The sequence below is a fragment of the Buttiauxella cochleicola genome (genome assembly GCF_021282405.1).
In the GTDB taxonomy this organism is placed as follows: Bacteria; Pseudomonadota; Gammaproteobacteria; order Enterobacterales; family Enterobacteriaceae; genus Buttiauxella; species Buttiauxella massiliensis.
The window spans coordinates 122,115-134,722 of record NZ_JAJSOU010000010.1; the positions used below are offsets into that span (position 1 = coordinate 122,115).

Consider the following 12,608-nt stretch of genomic DNA (forward strand, 5'->3'; position numbering starts at 1 on the left):
GTTACTCACAAAGTGGTGCTAAAAATTGATAAAGCTCGCGAGATTCAAATCGCCATAATTCAGCCTGGTTCACAGGGACAACCGGCATCAATGCATTGCAAATGAGTAACTCGTCGGCTTGAGCCAGACTTTCAGGACGCTCCCGCACTTGCGTTACTTGCCAGGGTGAGTCTGCAAGACAGGCAATAATATGCTGGCGCATCGTGCCGTTTACACCAGATTTATCCATATAAGGGGTAAAGACCTGAGATCCTTTACGCCAGAATAAATTAGCGGCACAGCATTCCGTAAGCCACCCATCACTGTCAAGAACCAGGGCTTCCTGGGCTTGCGTCTGTTCAAGATGCGTACGAATCAGCACTTGCTCGAGCCGGTTCAGGTGTTTAATTCCGGCAAGATGCGGATTGATGCCCAATCGAATGGGGCTTAATGCCAGGGTAATCCCCTGCTCACGCCATTGTGGATAAAACGAAGGGTAAGCTGAAACGCTGAGTAACCGTGTCGGATGTTGGCAATTTGCTGCACTGTAACCGCGCCCACCGCTTCCACGAGTGATCATCACTTTTAGTACGGCTTGTGATTGTGACAATGCAAGCTGCTGCATTTCACTTTCCAGCACTGACCATTCGACAAACGGGATAAGAAGTTTTTCACAGGCTTGTTTTAAACGCCCAAGGTGCTGCGCTAAAAACCGAACGCTACCGTCTTTGACCCGTGCCGTTGTGAAACAGCCATCGCCAAACTGCACTGCGCGATCGTTCGCCGGTAGATTTGCCGTTAACTCACCATTGATTAAATACATCATCGCTCCTCAATGTTCCGTGAATTAAGAGTGCCAGTGTGGAGGATTTGCAGCAAGAGGGGGGAACTTTAGATGTATAAAGGGCCCGCAAGCGAGCCCTTTATTATTAGCAGGTTAGACCTTTTTAAAGATCAACGAGCCGTTTGTACCACCAAACCCGAAGGAGTTACACAGAGTGTATTCCATTCCTGTTACCTGGCGCGCTTCATGTGGGACAAAGTCCAAATCGCACCCTTCATCAGGATTATCGAGGTTAATGGTTGGCGGAATAGCCTGGTCACGAAGTGCAAGAACAGAGAAGATTGACTCTACTGCTCCAGCAGCACCTAACAGGTGACCGGTCATAGACTTGGTTGAGCTCACCAGGACACGGTAGGCATCTTCACCAAAAATAGTCTTAACCGCTTGCGTTTCAGCTTTATCGCCTGCAGGTGTTGAGGTGCCATGCGCATTCACATAGCCCACCATGCCCGGAGTCAGACCTGCATCACGCAGAGCATTTTCCATGGCCAGTGCCGCACCCGCGCCGTTTTCTGGCGGAGAAGTCATGTGATAAGCATCGCTGCTCATACCAAAACCAACGACTTCTGCGTAGATTTTCGCGCCACGTTTTTTAGCATGTTCGTACTCTTCGAGTACCATCATGCCCGCACCATCACCCAGTACAAAGCCATCACGATCTTTGTCCCACGGACGGCTCGCCGCTTGTGGGTTTTCATTACGGGTAGAAAGCGCACGCGCAGCACCAAAGCCGCCCACGCCCAACGGAGTACTGGCTTTTTCTGCACCACCTGCCAGCATAGCGTCTGCATCGCCATAAGCGATCATACGCGCTGCCTGACCGATGTTATGCACACCAGAAGTACACGCTGTAGCAATGGAAATGCTTGGACCACGCAGGCCGAACATAATGGTCAGGTGACCTGCCACCATATTCACAATAGTAGACGGCACAAAGAATGGGCTGATCTTACGTGGACCACCGTTGACCAACGAGGAGTGGTTCTCTTCGATAAGACCCAGACCACCAATACCAGAACCAATTGCGGCGCCGATACGGATTGCATTCTCTTCCGTTACTTCCAGACCAGAATCCAGCATGGCCTGGTGGCCAGCAACAATTCCATATTGAATGAAGGCATCCATTTTGCGCTGTTCTTTGCGCGAAATGATGTCGTCACAGTTAAAATCCTTTACTAAGCCAGCAAATTTCGTTGCATAGGCGGTAGTATCGAAATGGTCGATTAGGCTGATGCCACTCTGACCGGCAAGGAGAGCTTTCCAGGTAGACTCTACGGTATTGCCGACAGGAGACAACATGCCCAGTCCGGTCACAACTACACGACGCTTAGACACGTTTGTCCTCCAGGGAGGGAAAAAATAATACTAGTGGGACACTTAGATAAAACTCAGGCGGTCGAATGACCGCCTGGAGATGTTCACTTACGCTTGGTGACCGTTGATGTAATCAATGGCAGCCTGAACGGTGGTGATTTTCTCAGCTTCTTCGTCCGGAATCTCAGTATCAAACTCTTCTTCCAGAGCCATTACCAGCTCAACGGTGTCAAGAGAATCAGCGCCCAGGTCCTCTACGAAGGAAGCGGAGTTGATAACTTCTTCCTGCTTAACGCCCAGTTGTTCGCCGATAATTTTCTTAACGCGTTCTTCGATAGTGCTCATACTCTTAAATTTCCTATCAAAACTCGCTTTCGCGATGGTTTTCGTAGTGTATAAAATGTTGAAAAAGATGCAACTAAATCCCGGCAGGTCATACCACGATTTTACGCTATTTTGCGGGCATTCGCCCAAATAACGCAAATAGTTTTATCTTGCGGTTAAACCATGTACATTCCGCCATTGACGTGCAGGGTCTCACCAGAGATGTAACCCGCCTCGTCAGAGGCTAAAAATGCAACAGCACTGGCGATTTCTTTTGCGTCGCCTAAACGACCCGCTGGAACTTCCGCCAGTATACCCGCACGCTGTTCATCAGAAAGCGCACGTGTCATGTCCGTTTCAATAAAGCCCGGAGCAACAACGTTTACAGTAATACCTCGTGACGCAACTTCACGTGCCAGAGATTTACTGAAACCGATCAGACCCGCTTTCGCCGCAGCGTAGTTAGCCTGACCAGCATTTCCCATGGTACCAACCACAGAACCAATAGTGATAATACGACCATGACGCTTTTTCATCATAGCGCGCATTACCGCTTTTGACAGACGGAAAACTGATGACAGATTGGTTTCGATGATATCGTTCCATTCGTCATCTTTCATGCGCATTAACAGGTTATCACGAGTGATACCGGCATTATTAACCAGAATGTCGACTTCGCCAAATTCTGCGCGAATATTTCCTAAAACAGCTTCGATAGAAGCTGGATCGGTGACATTAAGCATATAACCTTTGCCGTTATCGCCCAGATAGTCACTGATCGCCTGCGCACCGCTTTCACTGGTAGCAGTACCGATAACTTTCGCACCACGGGCCACTAAGGTTTCCGCGATTGCGCGGCCAATACCGCGGCTTGCGCCGGTTACCAGCGCAATTTTTCCTTCAAAACTCATGGTTTTCCTCGTCTTATTGCTCGAGCGCTGCTGACATCGCTACCGGCTCGTTAATGGCCGATGCAGTCAGTGTGTCAACAATACGTTTTGTTAGGCCAGTCAATACCTTACCAGGCCCTACTTCCAGCAACTGGGTCACACCCTGCGCTGCCATAAATTCTACTGATTTAGTCCACTGTACCGGGCTGTAGAGCTGGCGTACCAGAGCACTACGAATAGCTTCCGGGGAGGTTTCACATTTCACGTCAACGTTGTTCACAACCGGAACAACTGGAGTATTGAAAGTAATATCTTCCAGCGCAACGGCAAGTTTATCTGCCGCAGGTTTCATCAATGCACAGTGAGATGGCACACTAACAGGCAGTGGCAGAGCACGTTTTGCACCAGCGGCTTTACAAGCTGCACCGGCACGCTCTACAGCGTCTTTGTTACCCGCAATCACAACCTGACCTGGTGAGTTAAAGTTCACCGGAGAAACCACTTCGCCCTGAGCTGCTTCTTCACAGGCTTTTGCAATAGACGCATCATCAAGACCGATGATGGCATACATTGCGCCTGTGCCCGCTGGGACCGCTTCTTGCATCAATTTGCCGCGTAATTCAACCAGACGCACCGCATCTGCGAAATCAATGACGCCAGCACAAACCAGAGCAGAGTACTCGCCCAGGCTGTGTCCTGCCATCATTGCAGGGGTTTTGCCACCCAGCTGCTCCCAGACACGCCATAATGCGACAGAGGCTGCCAGCAATGCTGGCTGAGTTTGCCAGGTTTTGTTCAGTTCTTCAGCCGGACCTTGTTGAGTCAGCGCCCATAAATCATAGCCCAGCACATCAGAAGCTTCACGGAAGGTTGCTTCAACAACAGGATTAGCTGCTGCGATTTCTGCCAGCATACCAACTGCTTGCGAACCTTGCCCTGGAAAAACAAAAGCAAATTGAGTCATGGTTAAATCCCTAATAATCAAAAACGAACCAGTGCTGAACCCCAGGTAAAGCCGCCGCCGAAGGCTTCGAGCAATACCAGTTGGCCACGTTTAATCCGCCCGTCGCGTACCGCTTCATCCAGCGCTGCCGGAACAGAAGCTGCAGAGGTATTACCGTGACGATCAAGAGTAACGACCACATTATCGAGTGACATGCCGAGTTTTTTGGCCGTCGCGCTGATAATGCGCAGGTTAGCCTGATGCGGAACTAACCAATCCAGATCGGAACGATCCAGATTATTCGCCTCAAGGGTTTCATCAACAATGTGCGCAAGCTCTGTAACTGCGACTTTAAAGACTTCATTACCAGCCATCGACAGGTGAATCGAATTTTCAGGATTCACGCGATCGACATTCGGTAGCGTCAGCAGTTCACCATAGCTACCGTCAGCATGCAGGTGGGTTGAAATGATACCAGGCTCTTCAGAAGCACTCAGTACAACCGCCCCTGCACCATCACCAAAAATAATAATTGTGCCGCGATCGGTAGGATCGCAAGTACGGGCCAGCACATCAGAACCAATAACCAGCGCTTTTTTTACTGCGCCGGATTTCACATATTGGTCTGCCACGCTTAATGCGTAGGTAAAACCTGCGCAAGCGGCTGCAACATCAAATGCAGGGCAGCCTTTAATCCCTAACATTGCCTGTACCTGGCAGGCAGCACTTGGGAAAGCGTGAGTTGAAGAAGTTGTGGCAACGATAATCAGCCCAATTTCAGACTTATCGATTTCTGCCATTTCAAGCGCACGCGTAGCCGCAGCAAAAGCCATTGTTGCAACGGTTTCATCTGGCCCAGCAATTCGACGTTCACGAATACCTGTGCGGGTGACAATCCACTCGTCAGAAGTATCCACCATTTTTTCCAGGTCGGCGTTGGTACGCACGTGTTCTGGCAGATAGCTACCAGTACCAATAATCTTCGTATACATGTACGTCAGTCACTCTTGGGTAATACAGATTCCAGGCGGGCAGCAATCCGTGTAGGGACTTGCCGCACCACCGCCTGCACTGCCTGTTCTATCGCGACAACAAACGCTCGCTGATTGGCCGCTCCGTGACTCTTAATCACTGTGCCGCGCAATCCTAACAGACAGGCGCCATTATACTGGTCGGGGTTGAGGTGACTGAATCGCCTTGTCAGGCTTTTTTGTAACCAATGCTTCAATATAATTAGCCACCACGACCTTTTTTTCCCTTCGCCCTGTGATTTCAAAAGCGAGAGGAACATCCTTGCAACCCCTTCCATCGTCTTGAGGGTGACGTTACCGACAAAACCATCGCAGACCAGCACGTCGGTTTTTCCCGTCAACAACTCGTTCGCTTCAAGATAACCAATATAGTTGATAGAAGGCATTGTTTTTAATAAAGCTGAAGCATCGCGAATGCTATCAAGACCTTTCGTCTCTTCTTCGCCGATGTTCAGCAATGCGACACGTGGAGAGTTGATGCCGAGGAGTTCCTCAGCCATCACTGAACCCATTATCGCAAATTGCACCAGCATATTACTGTCACAATCCACATTCGCGCCAAGATCAAGCACGACTGTTTTACCTTTTTGCTGATGCGGCAATACTGTCATCAACGCCGGGCGCTCAATCCCTTCAATCGGTTTGAGCAATAGTTTGGCCAGGCCCATCAGAGCACCGGTATTCCCTGCACTGACGCAAGCTTCTGCTCGCCCTTCTTTTACTAACTCAAGCGCCACTCGCATCGAGGATCCGCGACTATTTCGGATCGCATACGATGGTCTTGCATCACTGGCAATAACCGACTCTGCAGGAACTATCTGCGCACGAGAGCGTTTTTCAAAATCAGCTTTGGCAAGTAATGGCGTGATGGCGTCGGGGTCGCCGACTAATAGAAGGTTTAGCTGAGAGTTAGAGTCCAGTGCCTGCAATGCTGCAGGCACTGTCACGGAAGGACCGAAGTCCCCACCCATGGCATCTAACGCAAGGGTTAGACGTCTCAAGGTATCGCCAATTACTTAGCGATAACCTTGCGACCGCGGTAGAAACCGTCGGCGGTGATGTGGTGACGCAGATGAGTTTCGCCAGAAACTTTGTCCACGGACACTGCTGCTGTGGTCAGCGCGTCATGGGAACGACGCATGCCACGTTTAGAACGGGTTGGTTTATTCTGTTGTACGGCCATGGACCTTACTCCTTAATTACTTATGCTTTAAACTGGCTAATACGGCAAATGGGTTTGGTTTCTCCGCCTCGGAAGGCAGTTTGCCAAATACCATGTCCGCCTCGGACACTTCACAGTGTTCAGAATCATGCACCGGAACAACTGGCAAGGAGAGGATAATTTCATCTTCAACCAACGCCAGAAGATCGATTTCACCAAATTCGTTGACCTGAACTGGTTCATATCCTTCCGGGAGTGCTTCAGCCTGCTCGTCTTTGACGATCGGGCTAAAACAATACTGTGTGTAAACCTGATGGGCAAATGGCTTTCCGCAACGCTGACACGCCAATGTTACCGAAACTTTCGCATCACCAGTAAGAACTGCGAGGCGTTGGTTATCGATGGCAAATGACATATCGCATTCCACATCACTGTCTACACTGACTACAAACTCGGCGACACGCTCCACCTGAATAGGGGTGTAAACACCCGTGTAATCAAGGCGTTTTTGAGCCGTGCGAACCGGATCGAGAGTCAGGGGTAATTTTACTTTTTGCATAGGGCGCGCATATTAACTTTGTAACGTCATAGAGTCAAAGAAAAAGCCTGTAAACAGTGCCTTTTCTACTTATTCGCACACATTGCGGTGGCATAGTTTAAAATGCCTTTTCTCGGATCGCTATCATTAATGAAAAAAATATGACGCAAATTGTTCTGGCCTCAACTTCGCCATACCGTCGAGAGCTGCTTGAAAAGCTCGGCATGCCCTTTATCACCGCGGCCCCACAGGTCGATGAAACGCCAATTCCCGGTGAGGATGCTCGTCATCTCGTCATGCGACTGGCGCAAGCCAAAGCACAGGCGTTGAGCCCGGAGTACCCAAATCATTTGATTATCGGCTCAGATCAGGTCTGCGTTTTAGAAGGGAACATCGTCGGCAAGCCGCACACAGAAGAAAAAGCAGTCGAACAATTGCTGATTGCGCGCAACAGTATTGTTACTTTTTATACCGGCCTTGCACTTTATAATTCCTCCGCAGGGAATTTACAGGTGATTTGCGAACCCTTTGATGTGCATTTTCGTCATCTGAGTGAGCAAGAAATCCGCAATTACGTGCGTAAAGAACAGCCGTTGCAATGTGCCGGAAGTTTTAAGAGTGAAGGCTTGGGCATTACATTGTTTGAGCGGCTTTCAGGAAAAGATCCCAATACCCTGGTGGGCCTGCCGCTTATTAGCTTGGGTGAAATGCTGCGCAACGAAGGTGTCAATCCGCTGCTGATATAAGTGGCCAAGGGTGGATAGCTCCACCCTGGCAGCAACAACTAGCGCGCGTTGTTACGCAATACAGTAAGACAACGCTTTAGTTTCTCATCCAGCGGCGCTTCAACTCGCATAATTTCACCGGTGTTAGGATGAGTGAAGCGCAAGGCCGCAGCGTGCAAGAACAAGCGATTCAGACCCGTTCCTGCGAGTTGCTTATCAAATTCACGATCGCCATAACGATCGTCAAACGCAATCGGGTGACCTGCGTGAAGCGTGTGCACACGAATCTGGTGAGTTCGCCCGGTAATCGGGCTACAACGCACAAGTGTGGCAAACTCGTAACGTTCTTCCACTTTAAAACGCGTCTCTGAAGGTTTCCCTTCGCTATTTACGCGCACAATGCGCTCACCGCTTTGCAAAATATTCTTAATCAACGGAGCCTGCACAGCTTTCACATGCGATTGCCATTGGCCCCGAACTAACGCCAGGTAATCCTTCTGCATTCCTTTTTCACGCAGTTGCTCGTGTAACGAACGTAATGCAGAACGTTTCTTCGCAACCAGCAAAATCCCGGAAGTATCACGGTCCAGACGGTGAACCAATTCGAGGAAACGCGCTTCAGGGCGTAACGCACGCAAACCCTCAATCACACCAAAGCTTAAACCGGAGCCGCCGTGAACTGCTGTGCCCGATGGCTTATTTAGTACCAGAATGTGGTCGTCTTCATAGAGAATCGCATCGGTCAATGCCGCCACTTTTTGCAGATGCGGGGAAACCGCCTCTTCTTCACGTTCAGCAACGCGAACTGGTGGAATACGGATTTCGTCACCATCCTGAATTTTATATTCAGGCTTGATGCGTTTTTTATTCACGCGCACCTCGCCTTTACGCAAAATGCGATAAATCATACTTTTCGGTACGCCTTTTAAGCGCGAGAGCAAAAAGTTATCGATACGCTGCCCGGCTTCGTCGGACGAAATGGCAACGATTTGTACTGAAGGTGTCTGAGTTTTCATGGTCGGCGATTCTAAATAGCGTGCGCGCATAGCGCCACTCATTTTTATGTGCTTAACTGAGAAATTGCCTGGTTTTAAGTCGCCTGACTCTCCTTTTTCAAATTTCTGCGACGCACAGCGAAAAAGTGAGTTAAAAAACTGTAAGAAACGAGGCATCAAAGGCAAAAGTCATCTTGCTATAATAAGGTTAGCAATGGAATAATGTTGCGGTTTTCCGTGTTGATACTTGTTAGAACAAGGAATTTTGCGGAATTACCAGTTTTGCCTGAATGTTCATCCACGCAGCAATGGCGTAAGACGTATTGTACTTTCAGGCAGTTAGCGGGCTGCGGGTTGCAGCCTGACCGGTAAAATGGAATCAACTCTTAAGAAATTTTCTAAGGTTATTCCCACGATAATTGCGCTGTATTTCCGTATGAAATACAGGCTACCGACACTTTGCGCCTCTCAGCAAGCGACAACCGTGAGGTTGGCGACTTAATGCGTTTAGTCACGAGGCCATCGGTTCACTCCCGGTCAGCGTCACCATGCCCGTAGCTCTGTCACCAATGTAAGAATAATGAGTAAGTTACGATGAAAAGAATGCTAATAAACGCGACTCAGCAAGAAGAGTTGCGTGTCGCCCTTGTAGATGGGCAGCGCCTGTACGATCTGGATATTGAAAGTCCTGGACACGAACAGAAAAAAGCCAACATCTATAAAGGTAAAATCACCCGTATTGAACCAAGTCTGGAAGCGGCATTTGTAGATTACGGCGCGGAACGTCATGGTTTCCTTCCTTTAAAAGAAATTGCCCGCGAATATTTCCCGTCTAATTATTCATCACATGGTCGTCCAAACATCAAAGATGTTCTGCGCGAAGGCCAGGAAGTGATCGTCCAGATTGATAAAGAAGAACGTGGTAATAAAGGCGCAGCCTTAACCACCTTTATTAGCCTGGCAGGTAGTTATTTGGTACTGATGCCTAACAACCCACGTGCTGGTGGTATTTCCCGCCGCATTGAAGGTGACGATCGTACCGAACTGAAAGAAGCACTGTCTTCTCTTGAACTGCCAGATGGCATGGGTCTGATTGTACGTACAGCTGGCGTGGGCAAATCCGCCGAAGCACTGCAATGGGACTTAAGTTTCCGTCTGAAGCATTGGGAAGCCATTCAAAAAGCGGCAGAAAATCGCCCGGCTCCATTCCTTATCCATCAGGAAAGTAACGTTATCGTCCGTGCTTTCCGTGATTATCTGCGTCAGGATATCGGTGAAATTCTTATCGATAACCCGAAAGTGCTCGAACTGGCTCGCCAGCATATCGGTGCGTTGGGTCGTCCTGATTTCAGCAGCAAAATTAAGCTCTACACCGGTGAAATCCCGCTGTTTAGCCACTATCAAATTGAATCGCAGATTGAATCCGCTTTCCAGCGTGAAGTTCGCCTGCCTTCCGGCGGCTCGATTGTTATCGACTCCACCGAAGCATTAACCGCCATCGACATCAACTCCGCGCGCGCAACTCGCGGCGGCGATATCGAAGAAACGGCGTTCAATACCAACCTTGAAGCTGCTGATGAAATCGCGCGCCAACTGCGCTTGCGTGACCTCGGTGGCCTGATTGTTATCGACTTCATCGACATGACGCCTGTGCGCCACCAGCGCGCGGTAGAAAACCGTCTGCGCGAAGCGGTACGTCAGGACCGTGCTCGTATCCAGATTAGCCATATTTCACGCTTTGGCTTGCTGGAAATGTCCCGTCAGCGTCTCTCCCCTTCTCTGGGCGAGTCCAGCCACCACGTCTGCCCGCGTTGTAGCGGAACAGGTACGGTACGTGACAACGAATCTATGGCACTCTCCATTCTGCGTCTGATTGAAGAAGAAGCGCTGAAAGAGAATACCCAGGAAGTTCACGCGATTGTTCCAGTACCCATTGCCTCTTACCTGCTGAACGAAAAACGTGATGCGGTGAGCGCGATTGAAACCCGTCAGGGCGGTGTGAAAGCTATCATCGTTCCTAACGATCAGATGGAAACTCCACACTATTCCGTATTGCGCGTACGTAAAGGCGAAGAAAGCAAAACTCTGAGCTACATGCTGCCGAAGCGGTATGAAGAAGAGATGGCTGTGCCGTCTGAAGAAGAGTACGCAGAGCGTAAACGTCCTGAGCAACCTGCACTGGCAACCTTCGTGATGCCTGAAGTGCCGCTAGCTCCGCCTGAGTCAGCTCCCGCAGCAACTGCGGTGCAAACTCCAGTGACTAAACCAGTAGCTGCGAAAGTAGCAACAACAGAGCAGCCTGGCTTGCTTAGCCGCTTCTTCGGTGCGTTGAAAAACCTGTTTGCAGGTGAACCAACTACTGAAAGCAAAGAAGTTCAGGAAGCAAAACCTGCTGAGACTGAAGGCCAACGTCAAAATCAGGATCGCCGTAATAACCGTCGCCAGAATAACCGTCGTGACCGTAACGACCGTGGCGATCGTAATAACCGCGATCGTGATAATCGTGGCGAAGGCCGTGGAGAAAATCGCAGCGAAAATCGTGACAACCGCGAGCCGCGTGAAAACCGCGACCGCGACGACAACCGCCGTAATCGCCGTCAGGGTCAGCAGCAAAATACTGAAGTGCGTGAAAACCGCCCTGCAGTTGCTGAAGAAATTGAGAAGCCAAAAGCACGCGACGAGCAGCAACCACGTCGTGAGCGCAACCGTCGTCGTAGCGATGACAAGCGTCAGGCGCAGCAAGAAGTTAAAGTTCTGCAACGTGATGAAACTGTAGAAGTTGAAGTCGAGACTGAGCAGGAAGAACGCGTCCAGGTTATGCCTCGTCGTAAACAGCGTCAGCTGAGCCAAAAAGTTCGATTCGAATCAGCTCAAGATTCTGCTGTTGAAATTGTGGCTACCCCTGAAATCGCTGAAACAGTTGCAGCACCAGTTACCCACACTAAACTGGCAACTATCCCGTTACCAGCCGTTATCGAGAAGCCAGTTGTTGAGCAAGAAGACAACAACGATTCACGTAACGACTCTAACGGTATGCCGCGCCGTTCTCGCCGCTCTCCACGTCATTTACGTGTTAGTGGCCAGCGTCGTCGTCGTTACCGTGATGAGCGTTACCCAGCACAGTCGCCAATGCCGTTGACCGTAGCATGTGCTTCTCCTGAACTGGCCTCTGGTAAAGCCTGGATTAGCTATCCGGTTGCCCGTTCGCAAGAAGAGTCGCAGTACGACAACGTTGACCGTACCCCGGTCTTCGTCTCTCACGAGCAAGAAGTTCCAGAAGTGATTATTTCACAACCAGTTGTTGAGACTGCACATGTTGAAACGACACATCCGGAAGTGATTGCAACGCCAGTTAGCGAGCAGCCACACCTGATTGCTTCTGAAGATGACGTTGTCGCTGAACAAGTGATTGACGAAGTTGCACCTGCACAAGATGAAGTAATTGTAGAAACTCATCCGCAGCAGGCCGCTGAAGTGGCTCAGGAAGCGCCGGTTGTTGTTGTTGCAGAAACTGTGCCAGTGGCTCCGGTTGAAGAAACAAAACCAGTCGAAGTGGTTGAAGTGCAAACTTCTGTTACTCAAGAAGCAGCTGTTGCAGAAACTGCCGCTAAAACTGTGCCAGAGGTGAAAGCAGCCCCTGCAGAAGTAGCCGTAGTTGCTCACGCCGTTAAGCATGCGACGGCACCGATGACTCGTGCTCCAGCACCGGAATATGCGCCAGAATCACCACGTCAAAGTGATTGGGTACGCCCAACTTATGACTTTAGTGGTCGCGGTTCTGCCGGTGGTAGCAGTGCAACTCATCAGGCAGCAGCACCAGCAACACGCCCGCAAAGCACTGACTAATCGCTAAGCGTTGCTAA

Annotated in this window: 12 protein-coding genes; 2 read left to right on the plus strand and 10 right to left on the minus strand. The window is 50.0% G+C overall.

All coding sequences use genetic code 11. The features are described from left to right. Nucleotide 1 precedes the first annotated feature (1 nt). From pabC to yceD, 9 genes are all read right to left on the minus strand, one after another. Complete coding sequence (pabC, locus tag LVQ79_RS14780; protein WP_232865581.1) at nucleotides 2-802, minus strand: aminodeoxychorismate lyase; 801 nt, start codon at nucleotides 800-802, stop codon at nucleotides 2-4. 114 nt (nucleotides 803-916) lie between these two features. Continuing rightward, nucleotides 917-2,158 (minus strand): beta-ketoacyl-ACP synthase II, encoded by a 1,242-nt coding sequence (gene fabF, locus LVQ79_RS14785; protein ID WP_232865534.1) that lies wholly within the window; start codon nucleotides 2,156-2,158, stop codon nucleotides 917-919. Between the two features lie 87 nt (nucleotides 2,159-2,245). After that, the gene (gene acpP, locus LVQ79_RS14790; protein WP_034456161.1) at nucleotides 2,246-2,482 is read right to left on the minus strand and encodes an acyl carrier protein; all 237 of its coding nucleotides are present in this window, start codon (nucleotides 2,480-2,482) and stop codon (nucleotides 2,246-2,248) included. Nucleotides 2,483-2,637: 155 nt separating this feature from the next. Continuing rightward, entirely contained in the window at nucleotides 2,638-3,372 is a 735-nt protein-coding gene (gene fabG, locus LVQ79_RS14795; protein ID WP_034456162.1) for a 3-oxoacyl-ACP reductase FabG, read from the minus strand. A gap of 13 nt (nucleotides 3,373-3,385) precedes the next feature. Beyond that, a complete protein-coding gene (fabD, locus tag LVQ79_RS14800; RefSeq protein ID WP_232865535.1) occupies nucleotides 3,386-4,315 on the minus strand; it encodes an ACP S-malonyltransferase in 930 nt (309 codons plus the stop codon). A 17-nt stretch (nucleotides 4,316-4,332) separates the two neighbouring features. Continuing rightward, nucleotides 4,333-5,286 (minus strand): beta-ketoacyl-ACP synthase III, encoded by a 954-nt coding sequence (locus LVQ79_RS14805; RefSeq protein ID WP_232865536.1) that lies wholly within the window; start codon nucleotides 5,284-5,286, stop codon nucleotides 4,333-4,335. Nucleotides 5,287-5,291: 5 nt separating this feature from the next. Continuing rightward, nucleotides 5,292-6,326 (minus strand): phosphate acyltransferase PlsX, encoded by a 1,035-nt coding sequence (gene plsX, locus LVQ79_RS14810; RefSeq protein WP_232865537.1) that lies wholly within the window; start codon nucleotides 6,324-6,326, stop codon nucleotides 5,292-5,294. Between the two features lie 11 nt (nucleotides 6,327-6,337). After that, nucleotides 6,338-6,508 carry a 50S ribosomal protein L32 gene (rpmF, locus tag LVQ79_RS14815; protein WP_034456167.1) on the minus strand — a complete coding sequence of 57 codons (171 nt, stop codon included), beginning with the start codon at nucleotides 6,506-6,508 and terminating at the stop codon, nucleotides 6,338-6,340. Nucleotides 6,509-6,524: 16 nt separating this feature from the next. Continuing rightward, a complete protein-coding gene (yceD, locus tag LVQ79_RS14820) occupies nucleotides 6,525-7,046 on the minus strand; it encodes a 23S rRNA accumulation protein YceD (RefSeq protein WP_034456169.1) in 522 nt (173 codons plus the stop codon). A 140-nt stretch (nucleotides 7,047-7,186) separates the two neighbouring features. Between yceD and LVQ79_RS14825 the strand changes: the two genes are divergently transcribed. Beyond that, nucleotides 7,187-7,771 carry a Maf family protein gene (locus LVQ79_RS14825; RefSeq protein ID WP_232865538.1) on the plus strand — a complete coding sequence of 195 codons (585 nt, stop codon included), beginning with the start codon at nucleotides 7,187-7,189 and terminating at the stop codon, nucleotides 7,769-7,771. A 38-nt stretch (nucleotides 7,772-7,809) separates the two neighbouring features. On the opposite strand, the gene rluC is transcribed toward LVQ79_RS14825, so the two are convergent. Continuing rightward, nucleotides 7,810-8,766 carry a 23S rRNA pseudouridine(955/2504/2580) synthase RluC gene (gene rluC, locus LVQ79_RS14830; protein WP_232865582.1) on the minus strand — a complete coding sequence of 319 codons (957 nt, stop codon included), beginning with the start codon at nucleotides 8,764-8,766 and terminating at the stop codon, nucleotides 7,810-7,812. 573 nt (nucleotides 8,767-9,339) lie between these two features. Here rluC and rne point away from each other — a divergent pair. Continuing rightward, nucleotides 9,340-12,591 carry a ribonuclease E gene (gene rne, locus LVQ79_RS14835; protein ID WP_232865539.1) on the plus strand — a complete coding sequence of 1,084 codons (3,252 nt, stop codon included), beginning with the start codon at nucleotides 9,340-9,342 and terminating at the stop codon, nucleotides 12,589-12,591. The last annotated feature ends 17 nt before the right edge of the window (nucleotides 12,592-12,608 follow it).

Coding starts and splice junctions, on each gene's coding strand:
- pabC (WP_232865581.1), bottom strand. CDS start 802: ATGTATTTAATCAATGGTGAGTTAACGGCAAATCTACCGGCGAACGAT.
- acpP (WP_034456161.1), bottom strand. CDS start 2,482: ATGAGCACTATCGAAGAACGCGTTAAGAAAATTATCGGCGAACAACTG.
- fabG (WP_034456162.1), bottom strand. CDS start 3,372: ATGAGTTTTGAAGGAAAAATTGCGCTGGTAACCGGCGCAAGCCGCGGT.
- fabD (WP_232865535.1), bottom strand. CDS start 4,315: ATGACTCAATTTGCTTTTGTTTTTCCAGGGCAAGGTTCGCAAGCAGTT.
- LVQ79_RS14805 (WP_232865536.1), bottom strand. CDS start 5,286: ATGTATACGAAGATTATTGGTACTGGTAGCTATCTGCCAGAACACGTG.
- rpmF (WP_034456167.1), bottom strand. CDS start 6,508: ATGGCCGTACAACAGAATAAACCAACCCGTTCTAAACGTGGCATGCGT.
- yceD (WP_034456169.1), bottom strand. CDS start 7,046: ATGCAAAAAGTAAAATTACCCCTGACTCTCGATCCGGTTCGCACGGCT.
- LVQ79_RS14825 (WP_232865538.1), top strand. CDS start 7,187: ATGACGCAAATTGTTCTGGCCTCAACTTCGCCATACCGTCGAGAGCTG.
- rluC (WP_232865582.1), bottom strand. CDS start 8,766: ATGAAAACTCAGACACCTTCAGTACAAATCGTTGCCATTTCGTCCGAC.
- rne (WP_232865539.1), top strand. CDS start 9,340: ATGAAAAGAATGCTAATAAACGCGACTCAGCAAGAAGAGTTGCGTGTC.